This window comes from Streptomyces kebangsaanensis, assembly GCF_001906585.1.
GTDB lineage: Bacteria > Actinomycetota > Actinomycetes > Streptomycetales > Streptomycetaceae > Streptomyces > Streptomyces kebangsaanensis.
This window is the reverse complement of record NZ_JUJA01000168.1, coordinates 77,376-96,709: the sequence shown is the minus strand read 5'-3', so window position 1 is coordinate 96,709 and position 19,334 is coordinate 77,376. Positions and strand designations below refer to the sequence as shown.

17 protein-coding genes and 1 pseudogene are annotated in these 19,334 nt (G+C 72.0%); 9 read left to right on the top strand and 9 right to left on the bottom strand.

Features of this window, described 5'->3' with window-relative positions:
- The 5 genes from RH94_RS45880 to RH94_RS37240 all read left to right on the top strand — a co-directional run.
- Window positions 1–243 (top strand): phosphotriesterase family protein (locus RH94_RS45880; RefSeq protein ID WP_456154177.1); only part of this gene is annotated, 243 nt, incomplete at its 5' end.
- Between the two features lie 13 nt (window positions 244–256).
- The gene (locus RH94_RS37255) at window positions 257–1,366 is read left to right on the top strand and encodes an FAD-dependent oxidoreductase (RefSeq protein WP_073952728.1); all 1,110 of its coding nucleotides are present in this window, start codon (window positions 257–259) and stop codon (window positions 1,364–1,366) included.
- A 4-nt stretch (window positions 1,367–1,370) separates the two neighbouring features.
- Entirely contained in the window at window positions 1,371–2,294 is a 924-nt protein-coding gene (locus RH94_RS37250; RefSeq protein ID WP_073952727.1) for an alpha/beta hydrolase, read from the top strand.
- Between the two features lie 35 nt (window positions 2,295–2,329).
- On the top strand, window positions 2,330–3,271 hold the full coding sequence (locus RH94_RS37245; RefSeq protein WP_073952726.1) for an MBL fold metallo-hydrolase: 942 nt from the start codon (window positions 2,330–2,332) through the stop codon (window positions 3,269–3,271).
- 18 nt (window positions 3,272–3,289) lie between these two features.
- A complete protein-coding gene (locus RH94_RS37240; RefSeq protein WP_073952725.1) occupies window positions 3,290–5,074 on the top strand; it encodes a CocE/NonD family hydrolase in 1,785 nt (594 codons plus the stop codon).
- 154 nt (window positions 5,075–5,228) lie between these two features.
- On the opposite strand, the gene RH94_RS37235 is transcribed toward RH94_RS37240, so the two are convergent.
- Together RH94_RS37235 and RH94_RS37230 are read right to left on the bottom strand one after the other, a co-directional pair.
- On the bottom strand, window positions 5,229–6,656 hold the full coding sequence (locus tag RH94_RS37235) for an RtcB family protein (RefSeq protein WP_073952724.1): 1,428 nt from the start codon (window positions 6,654–6,656) through the stop codon (window positions 5,229–5,231).
- A gap of 53 nt (window positions 6,657–6,709) precedes the next feature.
- Window positions 6,710–7,147, bottom strand: a complete 438-nt coding sequence (locus tag RH94_RS37230; protein ID WP_073952723.1) for an archease — start codon at window positions 7,145–7,147, stop codon at window positions 6,710–6,712.
- 296 nt (window positions 7,148–7,443) lie between these two features.
- Here RH94_RS37230 and RH94_RS37225 point away from each other — a divergent pair, with 296 nt between their 5' ends.
- Window positions 7,444–8,088, top strand: coding sequence for a protein-L-isoaspartate(D-aspartate) O-methyltransferase (locus RH94_RS37225; RefSeq protein ID WP_073952722.1), 645 nt, complete (start codon window positions 7,444–7,446; stop codon window positions 8,086–8,088).
- Between the two features lie 63 nt (window positions 8,089–8,151).
- Here RH94_RS37225 and RH94_RS37220 read toward each other — a convergent pair whose 3' ends face one another.
- Both RH94_RS37220 and RH94_RS37215 read right to left on the bottom strand, forming a co-directional pair.
- Window positions 8,152–8,898, bottom strand: coding sequence for a PP2C family protein-serine/threonine phosphatase (locus RH94_RS37220; protein ID WP_073952721.1), 747 nt, complete (start codon window positions 8,896–8,898; stop codon window positions 8,152–8,154).
- Between the two features lie 157 nt (window positions 8,899–9,055).
- Window positions 9,056–9,478, bottom strand: a complete 423-nt coding sequence (locus tag RH94_RS37215) for a CBS domain-containing protein (protein WP_073952752.1) — start codon at window positions 9,476–9,478, stop codon at window positions 9,056–9,058.
- 835 nt (window positions 9,479–10,313) lie between these two features.
- On the opposite strand from RH94_RS37215, the gene RH94_RS37210 reads away from it, so the two are divergent.
- A complete protein-coding gene (locus RH94_RS37210) occupies window positions 10,314–11,939 on the top strand; it encodes a glucuronyl esterase domain-containing protein (RefSeq protein ID WP_073952720.1) in 1,626 nt (541 codons plus the stop codon).
- Between the two features lie 118 nt (window positions 11,940–12,057).
- Entirely contained in the window at window positions 12,058–12,873 is an 816-nt protein-coding gene (locus tag RH94_RS37205) for an SAM-dependent methyltransferase (RefSeq protein WP_234426325.1), read from the top strand.
- A 38-nt stretch (window positions 12,874–12,911) separates the two neighbouring features.
- On the opposite strand, the gene RH94_RS37200 is transcribed toward RH94_RS37205, so the two are convergent.
- A complete protein-coding gene (locus RH94_RS37200) occupies window positions 12,912–13,706 on the bottom strand; it encodes a CAP domain-containing protein (RefSeq protein ID WP_073952719.1) in 795 nt (264 codons plus the stop codon).
- A 410-nt stretch (window positions 13,707–14,116) separates the two neighbouring features.
- Between RH94_RS37200 and RH94_RS37195 the strand changes: the two are divergent.
- Window positions 14,117–14,932: pseudogene (locus tag RH94_RS37195) on the top strand (peroxidase family protein); the annotation flags it as partial.
- A gap of 58 nt (window positions 14,933–14,990) precedes the next feature.
- On the opposite strand, the gene sbnA reads toward RH94_RS37195, so the two are convergent.
- The 4 genes from sbnA to RH94_RS45875 form a co-directional block, all read right to left on the bottom strand.
- Complete coding sequence (gene sbnA, locus RH94_RS37190) at window positions 14,991–16,028, bottom strand: 2,3-diaminopropionate biosynthesis protein SbnA (protein WP_073952718.1); 1,038 nt, start codon at window positions 16,026–16,028, stop codon at window positions 14,991–14,993.
- A 37-nt stretch (window positions 16,029–16,065) separates the two neighbouring features.
- Complete coding sequence (gene sbnB, locus RH94_RS37185) at window positions 16,066–17,145, bottom strand: 2,3-diaminopropionate biosynthesis protein SbnB (protein ID WP_073952717.1); 1,080 nt, start codon at window positions 17,143–17,145, stop codon at window positions 16,066–16,068.
- Window positions 17,142–18,146 (bottom strand): TauD/TfdA family dioxygenase, encoded by a 1,005-nt coding sequence (locus RH94_RS37180; protein WP_073952716.1) that lies wholly within the window; start codon window positions 18,144–18,146, stop codon window positions 17,142–17,144. The genes sbnB and RH94_RS37180 overlap by 4 nt, the downstream gene beginning before the upstream one ends.
- A 52-nt stretch (window positions 18,147–18,198) precedes the next feature.
- Window positions 18,199–19,334, bottom strand: a 1,136-nt coding sequence (locus tag RH94_RS45875) for a thioesterase II family protein (RefSeq protein WP_234426324.1), incomplete at its 5' end; no start/stop codon positions are given.

Here is a 19,334-nt window from a genome sequence, read left to right as displayed (position 1 = left end):
CCCCGCAAGGAGCGGCTGGACCACTTCCTGCGGTTCATCGACGGGGGCCGGCGGCTGAAGCAGGTCCTCGCCTCCGCCGACGCCAACTGCAGCCCGCTGGGCTGGCCGGGCGTCAAGGGCCACACCGTCAACTACATCTTCGAGGACCTCATCCCGGACCTCCGCGCCGCCGGTCTCGACGAGGCCGCCATCGAGACGATCTTCGTCGACAACCCGGCCGACTTCCTCACCCTTCAGAAGTAAAGAGAGAACCCCCATGCAGTCCTCAGATCTGAAGAACCTGAAGATCGCCATCGTCGGAGCGGGATACGGAGGCGCTGCGGCGGCCAAGGCCCTGAGCCTGCTCGGCGCCCAGGTCGACGTCTACGAGCAGGCCAACCAGATCCGTGAGGTGGGCGCCGGCATCGGTCTGCGCCCCGTCACCATGAACCGGTTCCGCCAGTGGGGGATCTTCGACGCGATCGCGAAGGTCACCTCGCCGAGCGAGTACTTCGAGATCCTCACGGCCACCGGTGACCCGATCATGAAAGAGACGTGGCCGGTCGACGGCGAGCAGACCCACACCCACCTGATCCACCGCGGCGACTTCATCGACGCGCTTCTGGGCGTCCTCCCCGAGGGCATGGTGCACCTCGGCCACAAGCTCGAGAGCATCGAGGACAAGGGGGGCAGCTCCGCCCTCACCTTCGCGGGCGGCAGGACCGTCGAGGCCGACCTGGTCGTCGGCGCCGACGGCATCAAGTCGGTGGTGCGCAAGCAGCTGTTCAGCGAGAAGGGCCCGGTGTTCTCGGGCGAGCACGCCTACCGCGCCGTCATCCCCGTCGACGCCGCCCACGGGATGGTCGTCGACGACAACCTCCGGATGTACATCGGCAAGGGCACGAAGATCTACCTGCTGCCGCTGCGCCACCGCGGCCAGGTGTCGTTCGACATCACCGCCCTGTGCCCGGACGGCACCTGGAACCCGCAGGTCACGAAGGACGACATGCTGAAGACGGTGGAGGGCTTCGACGAGCGTCTCGTGAGCATCACGCGCGACCTCGACATGGACACCGTGAACGTCCGCGCGGTCTACGACATCGACCCGGTCGACACATGGCACTCGGACTCCGTCGTCCTCGTGGGCGACGCGGCCCACTCGATGCTGCACCACCAGGGCCAGGGCGCCAACTCGGCCATCGAGGACGCCGGCGCGCTCGCCGACGCCCTGCGGGAAGCGGCCACCCCACGGGAGGGGCTGGCCCTGTACCAGGCCACCCGCAAGCCGGTCACCGACGAGCTGCAGCGCATCTCGCGCCAGGGGTGGAGCGAGGACGAGATCAACGACGTCTTCCCCGGCCAGAAGCCCGCCGCCGGACAGGAGTGACACCATGACGCTGCATCCCGAGATCGCCAGGTTCCTCGCGAGCCTGCCCGCCCCGCCCGAGGGCCCGCTCGACCCGGCCACCATGCGCGCCGCGGACGAGGCGCACGTCGCCCCCCTCGACGAGCGCCTCCCGCTCCACGCGGTCGACGACGTGACGGCGAAGACGGCCGTCGGCGAGGTACCGGTACGGATCTACACCCCTGTCGAGGCCGACACCTACGGCGTGCTGGTCTACTTCCACGGCGGAGCGTTCTTCCTCGGCAGCCTGGAGACCCACGACCACGTCGCGCGCTCGCTGGCCGAGGAGACCGGACTCAAGGTCGTCTCCGTCGGCTACCGCCTGGCACCCGAGGCGGCCTTCCCGGCCGGCCTCGACGACTGCTACGCGGTCGTGCGCTGGGCCGCCGAGGAGGGCACGGGCCTGGCCTGGGACGGTACGACCCTCGCCGTCGCGGGCGACAGCTCCGGCGGCACCTTCGCCGCCGCGGTCGCGGCCAGGGCGCATGACGACGGCTTCGACCGGATCACCCACCAGATCCTCTACTACCCCTCGCTCGACCTGGACTTCGACGTCGACCGCTACCCGTCCCTGCGGGAGAACGCGGTGGGCTACGGCCTGGAGACGGCGGGTCTGAAGCCCTTCAACGCCTTCTACCTCGACAGCGGCGCCGACCCCGCGGACCCGCTGGTGTCGCCCGTCAAGCGGGCCGACCTCACCGGTCTGCCGCCCGCGCTGGTCGTCACCGCCGAGCACGACCCGATGCGCGACGAGGGCGAGCTGTACGGCGAGCGGCTGCGCGAAGCCGGTGTGGAGGCGACGGTGAGCCGGTACGAGGGAGCGGGCCACGGGTTCGTCCAGCACTTCTCCTGGATCCCGGAGTACCACGCGGTCTTCGCGGAGACACGCGACTTCCTCGGCCGCGGCTGACCGGCCGGCCCGTGCACGAGCGGAGTGAGGAAAACATGACGCACCCAGTCACCGTCCACCCCCTGGTCTCGCCCTGGGGCCGGTTCGGCCTCTACAGCTTCTTCATCGACGCGCCCGAGCCGGCGATCGTCGACACCGGCATCGCCTCCTCGCCCGCCGAAGGGATGGCTCCCGCCCTCGAGGCGATCGGACGCCGCATCGAGGACGTGCGCTGGATCCTGCTGACCCACGGTCACATCGACCACGTCGGCGGGGCGCACGCCCTGTGGGAGCTCACCGGGCGGCGCGCCCAGGTGGTCATCCACGAGGCGGACGCACCGATGCTCCGCTCGCGCCGGGCCCACGTGGAGGAGTACCTCGCCGGACGGGGCCGGTACCTGGACGACCCCGAGGGCGAGGCGAAGGTGACGGCCGCCGCCGACGCCGTCATCTCCGGCGAGATGGAGCCCTCCCTGCTGGTCGAGGGGGGCGAGACCCTCTCCCTCGGCGGCGATGTCACCGTGTCGGTGCACGCGATGCCGGGCCACACCCCCGGATCGGTCGCCTACGTCGTCGACGGACAGCGCTCGGTCTTCACCGGCGACGCCGTCCAGGTCCACGGGGCCGCCAACGGCTTCCCCGGCTATACGGACCCGGTCGCCTACCGCACGAGCCTGGAGTACCTGCGGGACGAGATCCGGCCGCGGCACCTCTGCCTCGGGCACCCCTACCGCCGCGCCGACGGCACGCCGTACGGCGTCGAACTCGACGAGGCGCAGGCCCAGGAGGCCATCACCCAGAGCCTGGACATCGAGGCACGTGTCGCCACGGCCGCCTGCGGATGCCTGGAGGCGGGCCTGCGGGAGACGGATTCGCCGTACTCCCCGTTCGCCCGTGCCGCCGAGGAGATCGGCTACACCGGGGACCCCGCGCTCGAGCCGTCACCGTTCTTCACCTCCATGGCCGGCTACCGCACGCACTTCGAGCAGAACGTGTAACACAGGAGCTTCACACCCATGACCGACCTTCACACGATCCGGGCGGGCGAGCAGTCGATCGCCGTCCGCAAGGATCTCCAGGTGCCGATGCGCGACGGCGTCACGCTGGTGGCCGACGCCTACAGCGGCGTGGACGACACACCGCGGCCCGCGCTGGTGGCGCTGAGCCCGTACGGCAAGGAGCTCCAGGCACTGGCCCTGACGACCCCGCCGCAGCGCCGGCCCAGCCCCATGTGGGACGGCTGCATCGAGGCGGGCGACATCGCGCGCGTCGTCCAGGAGGGCTACGTCCACGTCATCGGCGACCTGCGCGGATCCGGTGCCTCCGAGGGCGAGCACATCGGCAACTACAACGCCGGCGGCGTCCCGCTCGGCCAGGACGCGTACGACTTCATCGAGTGGGTCGCCGCGCAGCCGTGGTGCGACGGCAACGTCGGCATGATCGGCATCTCCTACTTCGGCTCGATGCAGGTGCTGGCGGCGGCCGAGTGTCCGCCGAGCCTCAAGGCGATCTTCGTCAGCGGAGGCCACTACGACTTCTACGAGACCACGTACCACGGCGGCGTCATGTGGTTCATGCCGCGCGCCGCCCGTGAGGGACGCGGCGGCGACTCCGGCTGGGCCTTCACCGACGGCGTCAAGTCCCGCATGCTCGAGACCTACTCGCCCGAGGAGATCAAGGAGCGGGTCGCCGAGCGCCTGCGGGACCCGGACGTGGCCGCCTGGCCCAACCTGGTCCACGTGCTGAACTACCCGAAGAACCACGAGGCCTGGTTCGACATCGTGATGAACGAGGTCGACGGCGAGTGGTACGAGGAGCGCAACCCCGTCACCCTCGCGCCGAACATCGACATCCCGGTCTGGCTCCAGATCGACCAGGGCCGCGGCTGGACGATGGACGGCACCATCGAGGTCTTCAACCGCCTCAGGGGCCCCAAGAAGCTGGACATCGGCCCCTACCCGCCCATGCAGTCGCGCCCCTTCGTCGAAGAGCACGACAAGATGTTCCGCTGGTACGAGTACTGGATCAAGGGCATCGACAACGGGATCATGGACGAGCCCGCCGTCACCGTCCACGTCGAGGGCTCACGCCAGTACGTCACCGGCGCGCAGTGGCCGCCGAAGGAGGTGGAGCACCGGCCGCTCTACCTCCGTCCGCGCCACAAGCTGTCCTTCGAGCCCGAGCTCATGGGCGCCGAGCACGCCGTTCCCGACGGCTTCTACCAGGCGCCGCTGACGGTCACCGACAAGGTGGAGATCCTCAGCTGGAGCACCGAGCCGTTCACCGAGCCCACCGAGATGATCGGCCAGGGCGCGGCGCACCTCTTCGCGGAGATCGACCAGCCCGACACCAACTTCATCCTGCGCATCTGGGACGAGGCCCCGGGCGGCAAGCGGCAGCTCATCACGACCGCCTACCTCAAGGCCTCGCACCGCGAGCTCGACGAGGAGCGCACCACCGAGGGCGACCCCTACCACCCGCACACCCGCGCGGTGCCGGTCGAGCCGGGGAAGATCGAGGAGTACGTGCTGCGCGTCTACCCGTTCGCGGCGACGTTCCTGCCGGGCCACAAGCTGGTCGCGGAGCTCTCCAACGACGAGCCGCTGGCCGACGCGCACAACGCGCTGCTGCCGCCGGACGCCTTCCACCTGCCGGTGGGCCGCCCCGTCACCCACAAGATCTACCGCGACGCCGCGCACCCCTCCCGGCTCGTGCTGCCGTTCACGACGGCCACGGCGGCGGACGCGACACGGCCGGGTCCCGCGCGCGACCACGGAGGAGACCGGCGCGGCGGCTCCTGACACGGCCGCCACGACGCCGCCGGGGGACCGCCGTCCCCCGGCGGCCGAGGGCGCGTCCCCGAACGACGGCGGAGTGGGCCGCAAGAGCTGACCCCCGGGTGATGCGGAATGGTCCCGCACCACACGCGACGCCCGCCGAAGCGTGCCGCACGTTTCAGCCCTTGAGGACGCCCAGCGGCACCAGGCGGGCGACAAGGCGGCCCAGGTCGTTGTGTTCGCTCGCCCGGACAACGGCGTCGACGTCCTTGTACGCCTCGGGCGCCTCCTCGGTCACGCTGCGCCAGGAGACGGGGCGCACCGCGACCCCCGTACCGGCCAGCTCCCGGCGCAGCCGGTGGGCCGGCATCTCGCGGTGGGCGCGGTGGCGGCTCCAGACGCGGCCCGCGCCGTGGCAGCAGGAGTCGAAGGCGCGGTTGCCGGTGGTGCCGGTCATGACGTACGAGGCGGTGCCCATCGTGCCGGGCACGAACACCGGCTGGCCGAAGGGGCGCAGGCCGTCCGGCAGGCCGGGGTGGCCCGGCGGCAGGGCCCGGGTGGCGCCTTTGCGGTGGACGCACAGCAACGGCCGGGCCGCACCGTCGTCGGCGTGGCGTTCCAGTTTGGCGAGGTTGTGCGAGACGTCGTAGAGCAGGTCCAGGCCCGTGCCGGTGGTCTCGCGGAAGACGCCGCGGGCGGCGTCGGCCAGCAGCTGGCGGTTGGCGCGGGCGAAGTTCGCGGCCGCGGCCATCGCACCCAGGTAGGCGCGGCCCTCGGGCGAGTCGACGGGCGCGCACGCCAGTTGCGGGTCGGGCACGTCGATGCCGTACCGCCGCATCACGCTGTCCATGGCCCGCACGTGGTCGGCGCAGATCTGGTGGCCCAGCCCGCGTGACCCGCAGTGGATCATGACGCACACCAGACCGGGGCGCAGGCCGAACGCCCGCGCGCACGCCTCGTCGTAGACCGCGTCGACCGCCTGGACCTCCAGGAAGTGGTTGGCCGACCCCAGGCTGCCGACCTGTCCGGCGCCGCGCTCCAGCGCGCGTTCGCCGATCCAGGCGGTGTCGGCGTCGCCGACGGCTCCGCCGTCCTCGCACCGGTCCAGGTCGCGCGGCACCCCGTGGCCCTGCTCGACCGCGTACCGGGCGCCGCCGCGCAGGATCTCGTGCAGCTGTGCCCGGCCGGCCAGGTGCCACAGGCCGCCGCGCCCGAGCCCGCGCGGGATCAGCCCGTCCAGCCGGTCCATCAGCACGGGCAGCTTCCGCAGCAGGGCGGCGCGGTCCACGTGCGCGGTGAGCAGGCGCACCCCGCAGGAGATGTCGAACCCCACCCCTCCCGGCGAGACGACTCCGCCGCGGCCGACGTCGGTCGCGGCCACACCGCCGATCGGGAAGCCGTAACCCCAGTGGATGTCGGGCATGGCGTACGAGGCGCGGACGATGCCCGGCAGTGTGGCCACGTGGGCCACCTGGGCGAGGGCCTCGTCGCCGGGCTCGTCCGGCAGCAGCTCCCGCGGGGCGAGAACGACTCCGGGTACGCGCATGGCGCCGGTCCGTTCGATGCGGAACCGCCAGGGTCCCTCGGCCACCAGCCGGATGTCCATTTCGGTTCGGCCTCCTCGGCGAGCCGTTCCGGCGCGGGACGCCGGGACGGGCGTCACACGTCCAGCGTCACTCGGCAGGCCCACCCGTGCGAGTCCTGGGCCAGCCGCAGCCCGTGCAGCGCGACGGCCTTGGGCACGGCCCCGGTCTGCGTGGCCGTCGAACTGTCGGCCATCCTGAACCGCACGCGTGCCCCGCCCGGCTCCGGCGTCACCGCGACGTCCACGGGGAGCTCGTCCGCGGCGTCCATGCGGTAGACGACCTCCTCGAGCACGGCGGCCAGGAGCCGGCCGTCGTCCTCGGCCGACACCACGCACTCCCGGGTGACGCGGGGGGCGTCCGCGGGCAGCTCGGCGAAGCTGCCGACCACGCCCCGCACCGCCTCGACGACGCACTCCTCGCGTGTCGGCGCCCACGCCTCGACACGCAGATCACCGGTGTGCGGAACGCTCCGGTGACCGCGCGGCGACTGCCCGGGGCCGGCACCGGTCATGGCACCCGGACACCTCGTCCCGGGAGTGGCGGGCGCCGTACGGGCAGAGCCATGCGGCTCACCTCCGCGGATCTGGACTCGAAGAGCCGGAGGACTCCCTCCCTCTCCAGCATGAGCGCCGGCTGCCCGGTCGGCGATCTCGCACCGGCGCGGTACGGAAGCCCCCGACGGCCTTCTCGGCTCTCCGGCCCTCCGGCCCTCCGGCGCGCGAAGCCGTGGGCCCGAAGGTGTACTGGAGGTCGTCCTGGAGGTGGTGGCACGCTCACCCTCCGGTCATCGCACGGAAGGCAGCGGACATGAGGGAAGCCGCCTCTTCGCCCGAGGCTCTCGTACGGGCCGTCCGAGCGGCGGGCATCAGCGACGAGCGCCTGCTCCAGGCCGTACGAGCGACGCCCCGAGAGGCGTTCGTCCCCACCGGCCACCGCGCGCACGCCTACCAGGACGTGCCCGTTCCGATCGGGCACGGACAGGTGACCACGCAGCCCTCGCTGTCGGCCATGATGATCGAGGGCCTTGACCTGAGCGGGGACGAGCACGTCCTTGAGGTCGGTACCGGGACCGGCTTCCAGACCGCGCTGCTGGCCCGGTCGGCCGCCGATGTCGTGACCATCGAGATGTGGCCGGACATCGCGCACCGGGCACGGCGCAACCTCGCCCGTCAGGGCGTGCGGAACGTCGAGTCGCGCATCGGGGACGGCAGCGGCGGTGTGCCGGACCGCGCTCCGTACGACGCGATCATCGTGTCCGCCGCGTTCCCCGAGGTTCCCGCCCCGCTGGTCGGGCAACTGCGCCTGGGCGGCCGCCTCGTGCAGCCCATCGGGCCGGGCGGCCGGGAGCAGGTCGTGTCCTTCCTGCGCACCGCGACGGGACTGGAGCGCCGGCGGATGGTCACGCCCGCTCACTTCGTCCGACTGCGAGGACAGTACGGCTTCCCCTCGTGAGCCGGGCGGTCCGTCGCACTGCCGGCACTCCGGACGGCGCGCGGCGTCCGGACCGGGGGACGGCTACCGGTCCGCGATGCGCACCACGGCGAGCGTGATGTTGTCGGGGCCACCGGCCCTGATGGCGGCCTTCCACAGTTCGAAGGCGGCCCGCTCGTCGTCGTACTCCCGCAGCACGCCGTCGAGGACATCGTTCGGCAGCGGGTCGGTCAAGCCGTCGGTGCAGATCAGGTACCTGTCGCCGGGAGCGAGGGGAGCGGCCGTCACGTGGGGGGTGATGGCGCGGTGTGCCGGCGTGCCGCCCAGGGTCTGGGTCACGAGGGAGGTGGTGCGCCGCCCCGGCTCCAACGGTGGGCTGTCGTCCACGCTGACCTGGAGCACTCCGTCCCGGGGCGCCGCGAAGACCCGGCTGTCGCCCACGTTGAACACCAGCAACGACCGGGGCAGTACGACGGCGCCTGCGACGGTCGTGCCCATCGTGGTCAGTGCGCCGCCGCCCGCGCCCGCGGCCGCGTACACCTCGCGGTTGCAGGCGTGCAGCACCGTGCGGACCTCGTCCTCATCGGTCAGACGAGGCCCGGCCGTGGCGAGTCGGCGGACGACCAGGGCGCTGGCCACCTCGCCGCCGGGCTGGCCGCCGAGCCCGTCGGCGACCGCGACGACGAGCGGTGTACCGAGCGGGAACACCAGCGTCTGCGGGTTCTCGGTCACGGTGGAGCACAGGGTCCACGGTCCGACGACCAGGCTGTCCTCGTTCCGGTCGCGGATCAGCCCCGGATGGCTCAGCGCGCTCACGGCGGTGTACGTCATCGGATGCCACCGCCTTCCTCACCCGAACCGGTGTGACGCCGACCGACTGCCTCGGGGCGGGCGCCCCGGCAGGACGCGCCGCCGATCAGTGGTGCGGCCGCCGGTCGCTTCCCCCAGCCCGCGGCGGAGGGGGCCGGGGTGTCACGGTCCTTCGGGATCAGCCCGCGTACACGCGATGAACGAACTCGGCGAGCTGGTCGTCGGTGAGGTGACGAGCGATGTCCGCCTCGCTGATCATGCCGATCATGCGCTTGTCCTCGATCACCGGGAGGCGCTTGATCCGGTGATCCTCCATCTCGCGCAGGACGACGGAGACGTCGGAGCCGGCGTCGATCCAGCGCGGTGTGCCTTCGCACAGGTCACCGCACGTGACCCGCGCGGGGTCGTGACCTTCGGCCACGCACTTCACCACGATGTCGCGGTCCGTGATGATGCCGCACATCCGGTCGTCGTGGTTCGGGTCGCTGACCGGCAGTGCCCCCACCTCGTGGTCCCTCATCATCTGCGCGGCGCGGTCCAGCGTCTCGGTGAGGGGGATCCACTGGGCTCCACGGGTCATGATGTCTTTGGCAGTTGTCATCGTTCGGCTCTCCCCTGCGTGGGCTCTGCACTGTGTGCGGGCTCGGGCCCGGCTCTTGTCGGCGTCGGCCACGGCGAAGTACGGCGTCCAGGCCGCGGTCGTCTGCCGCACGGTGGCCACCGCTGCGATCCCCGCGACCGGTGTCCCGTCCGCCGGAGCGGTCCGGAAGCGGCCGCCCGGTCCGGCCCCGCGGCGTCGCCGGCCGGCACGCCGGACACGGAACCCGTGTCGACGACGTCCGTCGCACCGGAAGGGTGTGCGGTGCCGTGGTTCATGGCCGTCGCACCCTGGTCCGGTACGCCTGCGGCCACCGCCCTGACTCCAGTGTCCGACGAGAGGTCCGGGCTCGCACGTCGTCCTTCTCCTTGCCGTCCGAAGAGCGGATCGAGCCCGCTGAGGCCGGCGGTGACGACACGGGAGAGGTTCGTCGGGGGCGGTGCCCGGCCGCCGGCCCGCGCACGCTTCCGCTGTGTCTCGGCAGTCAGGCCGGACCCAGGGGGATCCGAAAGTTTCGTAGAGGTGCGCGAAAGCGTCCGGAACTTCCGTTGCGGGAAGCCGCAGGCGGTGGCCGGTGTGGTCGAATTCCATCTGTCCGCCCGGCTATGCCTGTCCTCGTGTGCGTCGGCGGCGGTAGCAGAACGGCCAATCCGAGGCGGGTCGATCCCGAGTGTTGTCATGCTCAGGTCTCGTCCTTACGCTTGGGAGCGCTCCCATTTTCGGCTCGGTGCCCTGCGGTCGGCGAAACATTCGAACCGGGAGACCCGTGCTTCCGCCCGGTCGCCGTGCTCGCGGCGGCACCCCCTCCCCACCGCGCGTCTTCCTCCGGAGGTCCCCCATGCGCTTCCAACGCCACCGACATCGGCCCCGGGTGTGGGCCGCCGCGACCCTGGTGGCCGCCGCGAGCCTGATGATCCCTTCTCTCACCGCGCAGGCCGGCGCCGCCGACGGACACGTCGCCGCCGCGCAGGTGCAGGCCGCCGTCGAGGACGACGGCGCCGGCTGCCCTGCGCCCGGCCCGGGCTCCTCACCGGCCAACCCCCTGCTTCCCGACCCCTTCAAGAGGGTGAACGGGACGCGCATCTCCGCCACGTCCGACTGGCGGTGCCGGCGTGCGGAGATCAGAGAGCTGGCGCAGAGGTCCGTCTACGGACAGAAACCCGCGAAACCCGCCGGTGTCACCGGAACGGTCTCGTCGACCGGCATCACGGTGAACGTGACGGACCAGGGCAGGAGCGCGAGCTTCTCGGCGAGCGTGAGTCTGCCGAGCGGCTCCGGTCCCTTCCCGGCCGTCATCGTCCTGGGCGGACTCGGCGCGGACACGGCCACCATCAAGGCCTCCGGTGTCGCCGTCATCAACTACGACCCCTACACGGTGGGGAAGGAAGGCACCGCGCGGAACAACAAGCAGGGTGCCTTCTACGGCGTGTACGGCTCATCGAGCAGCACAGGCCTGCTGATGGCCTGGTCCTGGGGCGTGAGCCGCATCATCGACGTCATCGAGCAGTCGGGCGGCAATATCCTCAAGGCGAGCGCGACCGGCGTCACGGGGTGCTCGCGCTTCGGCAAGGGCGCCGCCGTGGCCGGCGCGTTCGACCAGCGCATCGCTCTGACCATGCCGATCGAGTCGGGCAGCGGCGGCGTCCCCGTCCTCCGAGGGATTCCGGGGGAGAGCGGCGCCCAGCCGCTGAGCAGCGCCTACTCGGAGCAGCCCTGGCTGGGCGACGCGTTCGGCTCCTACACGGGCAACCCGAACACCCTGCCGGTGGACACCCATGAGATCGTGGGCATGGTCGCGCCGCGCGGACTGTTCATCATGGAGAACCCCCACATCGACTGGCTGGCCGCCAGGTCGGGGAGCGTGGCGGCACTGGGCGGAGCCGAGGTCTACAAGGCGCTCGGCGCGGGGAGCAACATCACCTACTGGTCCGACGTCCAGGACGGGACCCACTGTGCCGCCAGGTCCGAGTGGAGGACCCCGTTGCAGCAGAACATCCAGAAGTTCCTGCTGGGCGCGGGCAGCGGTTCCGGCGCGTTCAGGATCGCCGCCGGCAAGTCCGGCAACCTGTCGGCGTGGAGGGACTGGCAGACACCGGCCCTGTCCGACGGCGGGGGCGGCACCGGAGGCGACCCGGGAGGCGACCCGGGCGGCGGCACGAACGGCACCTGCACCGCCGGCTACCGCAACGTCAACAGCTGGCCCGGCGGCTTCCAGGGTGAGGTGACGATCCGCAACAACGGGACCACCGTGCTCAACGGCTGGGCCGTCGGCATGACCCTGGCCTCCGGCCAGTCCATCAGCAGCCTCTGGGACGGAGTGAACACCGGGACCAGCGGATCCGTCACGGTGCGCAGCACGCCGTACAACGGCACCCTCGCCGCCAACGGCACCGCCACCTTCGGCTTCACCGCCACCGGCAGCTCCGCGACCGCACCCGGCGGCATCACCTGCAAGAGCCCCTGATTCCCGCGCGTCCCTTCTGATCCCGCCCCGGCGCTCCCGCTCACTCCGCCCCGGGGCGGGACGTAGAGTGGCTCGGTCCGCGCCTCAACAACCAATAATGGCAAGGGAGTCCAGCGCTGTGAGCGAACGGCCGGCCGGCGGCATGACGCCGATCAACTCTTCCGTGGCACACCCCGCCCGGGTCTACAACGCCTGGCTCGGAGGGAAGGACAACTACCCGGTCGACCAGGAGGCGGCCGAGCTGGCGGCGGCGGCCAACCCCGGCATCATCCCCGCGGTCCGTGCGAACCGGGCCTTCCTCGGGCGCTCCGTGCGCGAGCTGGTCGACAAGGCGGGCATCCGGCAGTTCCTCGACATCGGCACCGGCATTCCCGCGGCCGACAACACCCACGAGGTGGCCCAGCGGCGCGATCCCGGCGCCCGCATCGTCTACGTCGACAACGATCCCGTGGTCCTGGCCCACGCCGAGGCGCTCCTCGTCAGCGCGCCCGGCGGAGCCACGGACTACGTCCAGGCCGACCTGCGCGACGTCGACGCCATCCTGACCCGGGCCCGGCGGACGCTCGACTTCTCCCGGCCCGTCGCCCTGATGCTGATCGCGGTGCTGCAGTACATCCCGGACGCCGACGATCCCCACGCCGTCACCCGCGCCCTGCTCGACGAACTCCCCTCCGGCAGCCACCTCGTCATCTCCCACCCGGCCGCGGACATCGCCGCCGAGCAAGTCGCGGAGTCCATGCGTCTCTACAACGAGCGGGCCGACGAACACGCCGGTGCGACCCCGCGCCCGCACGAGCGGGTCACCCGCTTCTTCGAGGGCACCGAGCTGCTGGAGCCCGGGGTCGTCCAGCTCACCGAGTGGCGCCCCGACGCCGGCACCGCGGTGCACGCGGGCCCGCTTCCGATGTGGTGCGGCGTCGGACGCAAGCCCTGACACCTCCGGTGCCGCCGGGCCCCTGGTCCGCCGCCCGGCTACCGGGAGGCGCCGAAGTCCTGGGTCCAGTAGCTGCCGGGCTGGGCGAGACCGACGCCGATCTCCTTGAACGAGCAGTTGAGGATGTTGGCCTTGTGGCCGGGGCTGGACATCCAGCCGGCCATGACCTGCTCCGGGGTGCTGTAACCGTAGGCGACGTTCTCGCCGTAGGTGCGCCAGGTGTAACCGGCGCGCGTGATCCGGTCGCCCGGGGAGGACCCGTCGGACCCGGTGTGCGACATGTTCCGGTGGGCCGCCATGTCCTCGCTGTGCGCCTGTGCGGCCTTCGTCAGCGTCGCGTTCACCGTCAGGGGTGAGCAACCTGCCTTGCCCCGCTCGGAGTTGACGAGCTCCACGACGCGCGCGGTGGTACCGGACGCCGTGGCGGCGGGCGCCGGCGTGCTCGGCGACGTGGGGGCGGCGGAGGTGGAGGGAGCGGCGGGAGCGGCGGGGGTGCTGCTCGGCGTGCCGGCGGACGGGGCCGGCCCGGGCTGGGGAGCCGTGGTCCTTCCCGTGTGCCAAGGCGCGGCGGCCCTGGACTTCTGGGGTGCGGTCCTGGGCTTCTGGGGTGAGGTCCAGGGCTGCGGGGCGGCGGTGGCCGGAGTGCTCGCGGAGGTCGGGACCCTCCATGGTGCCGAGACCGGCGCCTGGTTCCCGTCGCCGGGGAACGGACTTCCTCCGCCGTCCCGCCAGTCGCCACAGGCCAGGGCGACGGACGGCGCGCCCACGGTGCCCACGGCGATGACGGCGACGACGATGCGACGGTAACTCTGCTTCTTGCGGTGCTTGCCCATGCGTGACCTCACTGGGTGATCGCCAAACGCTGCTGACCTGCGGCGATGTCCTGTGGTGGTCATTGTTGGAACGGCTTCACAGCAAACGCAAAGGGCTTCGCTACTACGGTGCCTCGTATGTGCGGACGGCTCTTGCGGAGGCGAACGGGGACGTGCTGACCCGGCTCCCGTTTGCTTTGTGAAATACCGACACGCCGTCAGGCACGCGCCACGCGCGGGATACCGGCGAGTACGCCGAGCGGGCGGACGGCTCTGCCGGCCCGCCGCGACGCGCGACTCCATCAATCCGGACAAATGCTGTATGTCGGCAAGGTGTCGCCTACTATTCCGCATGCTTAGTTGTGGCGCTCGACGTGACGGATGTCACCGACCTGCCTTTCCGGGGCCTGTCTGTTCGTTTTCTTGAGCCGTCCGTGTCGCAGCTGGTGTCCACCGCGTGGGCGTCGGCCTCCTCCTTCCGCGGCAGCGACAGGCGCGGCGGTGCCGACGGCTCCCGCGTCCGCCTGCGGCCGCAGGGCGGATGGGAGGTCAACGACCCCGACGAGTCGGCGACGGTGCTGCGCACCCCGGAGCGGATCCAGGAGTCCTTCAACGCCGTCCGGAGCGGCGGCAAGCGGGTCTCGCTCGCCGACCTGATCGTGCTCGCCGGCGGCGCGGCCGTCGAACGGGCCGCCGAGAAGGGCGGGTTCGGGATCGAGGTGCCCTTCACACCGGGCCGTGTGGACGCCTCACAGGAGCAGACCGACGTGGAGTCGTTCGCGGCGCTCGAGCCGGCCGCCGACGGGTTCCGCGACCACCTCGGCAAGGGCGACCGGCTCCCGGCGGAGCACCTGCTGCTCGACCGGGCGAACCCGCTGACCCTGAGCGCTCCGCAGATGACGGTCCTCGTCGGCGGCCTGCGGGCCCTCGGCACGAACCACCGGCAGTCGCGGCTCGGCGTCCTCACCCGGACCCCCGGCGTGCTGACCAGCGACTCCTTCGTCAACCTGCTCGACCTGGGCACCACCTGGAAGGCGGCGTCCGAGGACGCCACCACTTTCGAGGGCCGGGACGCCGCCACCGGCGAGGTCAAGTGGGCGGGCAGCCGTGCCGACCTGGTCTTCGGGCCGGACCCCGAGCTGCGCGCGCTCGCGGAGGTCTACGCCTGCGACGACGCGAAGGAGGAGTCCGTCGAGGACTTCGTCGCGGCATGGGGCAAGGTCATGAACCTCGACCGGTTCGGCCTCGTCCGATCCCGGCCGGGCACAACCGGACGCGACTCCTTCCGGCGGTTCCGGCGGCGTGCTATCCCTCGCGGTGTCCGTCCGGGGCCCGCCGCGGGTGGGAGTTGGCGACCGGGGAGCCCGCGGTGACCTCCTGGGGGTCGCCCGCGTCGAGGATCTGGTCGCCGTACAGGTCCTCCAGCCAGGTGGACTGGTAGATCGTGTCGAGGTAGCGCTCGCCGAGGTCCGGGGCGATGGCCACCGCGGTCAGGTCGCGTGTCCCGTTCCGGGACAGCCAGTCCAGCGCGCCGCTGACCACCGTCCCGGTGGAGCCGCCGAACAGGAACCCGCGCCGGGCCAGCCGGTGGCAGGCGCGGATGGTGTCCGCCTCCTCCACCTGGATCACCTCGTCGACGTAGGACTCGTCGAGCAGCGGCGGGCGCATGCTCATCCCCAGGCCGGGGATCATCCGGCGGCCCGGCTTGCCGCCGAAGGCCACCGAGCCGACGGTGTCCACCGCGACGATCCGCACCGGCCGGTGCCACTCGCGGAAGTAGCGCGCGCACCCCATCAGCGTGCCGGTGGTGCCCGCGCCGACGAACAGCACGTCCAGCCGGGGGAACTGCAGGGCGATCTCCGGGGCCGTCCTGCGGTAGTGCGCCCCCCAGTTGCCCGGGTTGGTGTACTGGCTGAGCCAGACGTACCGCTCGTCCGAGGCGCACAGCGCGCGTACGTAGTCGAGGCGCGCGCCGAGGAACCCGCCGTTGGCGTCGAGGTCGGCGATGACGTGTACGTCGCTGCCCAGCGCCTCCATCAGCAGCCTGGCCGACAGGTTGCAGCGGGAGTCCGTCACGCACAGGAACCGGTGGCCCTTGCTGGCCGCGATCATGCTGAGCGCCACGCCCAGGTTGCCCGACGAGGACTCGATCAGGATCGAGTCGGGCTTCAGCAGCCCGTCCCGCTCCGCGGTCTCCACCATTTCTATCGCGGCCTTCAGTTTGATGGACCCGGCGAAGTTGAAGCCCTCGCACTTCAGGTAGAGCGAGCGCCCGAAGATCGACTGGAGGTCGACATAGAGCTGGCCTTCGTTGAAGGCGTGGGGAGCGGAGATGACGGGCACGCTGGCCTCCTGATGCCTGGGCCGAGGGACGGAACGTTCAGCCGTACCGGCGCAGCTCATGGAAGAAGTCGCCGATGACGTGCAGGTTTCCGGCGCGGGCCACCGCGTCGTAGACGTACTTGCCGACGGCGAGGTCGAGGACCCCGAGGCCGAAGGGCGAGAAGATCACCGGCCGGTCGGTGCGCGGCTCCACCCGTCCGGTCATGACGTCGTCGAGGGTGCCGTCCAGGAAGGCCCGGCCGCCGGTGAGCTGCTCGGTCAGATGGGGCGAGGTGCCGGCCTTCAGACAGTGCTCGACGTCGTCGACGAAGTTGGCCGAGGCGAGCAGCACCTGCGGGGCGAGATCGCGCAGCGACACGTGCAGCACGACCGGATGGTGGGCGAACCAGGCCGGGTCGGTGACGTGCGGCTCCGAGGCGATCGTCGCGAAGACCACGAGGTCGCTGGAGCGGATCAGCTCCTCGGCGCTGTCGTGCACGGTGATGTCCACGGCCTGCCCGGCCCCGTCGGCCTGCTGCAGACAGCCGCAGAACCCGGCGGCGCTGTCGGCCGACACGTCGTACACCCCGACGCTGTCGAAGGCGAAGCCCGTGCCGGTCAGGAACGTGTGGATGTAGCGGGCGATCAGGCCCGTGCCGAAGAAGCCCACCCGGGTGGGGCGGGGCCGGTTGCGGGTGAGCCAGTCCGCGGCCAGCGCGGCGGACGCCGCCGTCCTGGTGGCGCTGATGATGGAGCTCTCCAGGCAGGCGAACGGGTAGCCCGTGTCGTGGTCGTTGAGGACCAGGACCGCCGACGCCCGGGGCAGGCCGGAGGAGACGTTGGCCGGAAAGCTGGAGATCCACTTCAGGCCGTCCACGCGCACCGGCCCGCCGACCGAGGCCGGCAGCGCGATGATCCGGGACGCGGGACGGTCGGGGAAGCGCAGGAAGTACGACGGCGGATTCACCGTCTCACCGGCGCCGTGCAGCCGGTAGGTTGCCTCGACCAGGTGGACGATCTCCTTCTCGCGCCCCTCGAGTGCCGTGCGGACCTGGGCACCGGAGATCACCGCGAAGGACGGCACCGGGGCCGGACCGGAGGCGGCCGGGTCGGTGGCGGGGGAGGTCACAGAGGTCATCGCCGGCTTCCCTTCGGGCTCGGGCCGTACTCGGCCAGGCGCTGCGGCTCGGCCATGGCGACCAGCACCTGACGGTCGCCGGTGAAGGCCTCTCTGCTGTGCGCGGTACGGATGTTGTCGACCAGCATCAGATCGCCGGCCTGCCAGGGCTCGCGCCGGGTGTGCTCCTCGTAGGTCGCGTTGAGCAGCTGGACGACGTCCTCGCCGATCGGACCGCCGTCCCCGAAACGGGTGTTGAACGGCAGCCCGTCCTCGCCGTACTCGTCCACCAGGTACTCGCGCACCTCCGGGGCCAGCGTCCACTCGTTGAGGAAGGCGATCTGGTTGAACCAGCAGCGCCGGCCGGTGACCGGGTGCCGTACCACGGCGGCGCGGCGCTGCCGGGTGCGCAGGGAGCCGTCGGGCTGCCAGGCGAATTCGATGGCGTGGGCGCGGCAGTAGTTCTCCACGGTCTCGCGGTCGTCGGTGCCGAACGACTCCGCGAGCGACGCCCCGATCTCGTCGTTGTAGCTGCGGGTCAGCAGCCAGCCCTCGCGCTCGAACCGCTCGGTCAGCTCGGCGGGCAGCGCCTTCAGCACGGCCTCCGCGTCGGCCACGGCGGTCGCTCCGCCCTCGGCGGGCGGTACCGGGCAGGCGAAGAGCATCAGACCGGGGACCTCGAGCGCGTAACTCAGCTCGTGGTGCATGCACATCGGCTGGTTGGCAGGCCAGGCGGTGGAGGAGTACAGCCCCGGGCCGTGGGACTCCCGGGGGGCGAAGGCCTCCCGCTCCGCCATGAGCGGGCCGCCCAGTTCCGCGAAGACGGCGGCGATCCGGTCCGGCTCCCGCAGGCCCAGGCCACGTACGAGCAGCGCTCCGTGCTCGGTGACCTGTGCGCGCAGCGCCTCGCGGTGCCCGGCCGCCCAGCCGGCCGCGTCCACAGGGGTTTCCACGTGCAGGACGGGCGGCCTGTCCGGCCGCAGCTCCGCCTCCAGCACCGACGCCGGGGACGAGAACGACATCTCGGTTTCCTTTCGTTCGTCACCAAGAAGGCCCGGGCGGGCCCCGGGGTGTTCAGGAGGAGGAGGCCAGCAGTTCGGCGGCGCCCAGGACGGCCCGCGCGGCCCCGGTGGGGCGGGTGCGCGGGAAGTAGTGGCCGCCGTCGGAGAGTTCGTGCAGGTCCACCAGCTCGGCCAGCAGCTCCCAGTCCCGCCAGCGGTCGCGGAACTCCGCGGTGTGCGCGTCGTCCGCGGCGACGACCACGGTGACCGGCGCGGCCAGTCTCGCCGCCGGCGGACGCTCCAGGGCGTCGGCGAGGCAGCGGTGCGCGGACACGCAGTCGTGCCGGTAGGCGGCGCCGATGTGCTCGGCGTGTTCCGCGTTCAGCTCGCCGAGCTCGCTGTAGCCGCTGTCCGCGCTCAGGGCGGCGGCGATCTCGGCATTGCTCCGCCGCGTCAACTCGGTGATCGCGGCACGTCGTTCGGCGGCGGTGCCGAGCAGTTGGGCGCCGAGGAAGACGTGCGTCACCTCGACGCCGTGCCCGGGCAGCGTCCGGGCCGTCTCCACGGCGGGCGCGGCACCGGAGGAGTGGCCCCACAGCATGACCCGCTTCAGACCGCGCCCGGCGATCTCGGCGACGACCCGCTCCACCACCTGCTCCAGCGGCGCGAACGGCTCCCCGGCGGCGGCCAGGTCGTGTCCGGGCAGATCCACGGCGTACACGGCGAGGCCGCTGCCGGCCAGGGCGCTCGCCATCGGCTGGAAGTTGACCGCGTTGCCGCCCGCGTACGGGAAGCACACCAGGGCGCACTCCGGCGTGCCGTCCGGCGCCGACAGCGGCTGGAGCAGCTCCGGGCGCCGGCGGGCCGTGCCGTCGAGACGCGCGGCCAGTTCGGCGAGCACCGGGTGCCGGGTGATGTCCTTCAGGGACACCGCGCGGTGCAGGGCGATGGTGAGCCTCACCGCCGACAGCGAGGTGCCGCCCAGGTCGAAGAAGTGGTCCCGCCGGCCGATCGTGTGCGGGGCCCGACCCAGCAGTTCGGCCCAGGCGGCCGCCAGCCTGCGCTCGGTCGGGGTGCGCGGCGCGTCGTCGCGCTCCCCGCCCGCGTCGCCCCGTGCCGACGGCGCGCTCCGTTCGGCCAGCGCGGTCAGCGCCTTGCGGTCGATCTTGCCGTTGCCGGTCAGCGGCAACGCCTCCTGCCAGTGGAAGG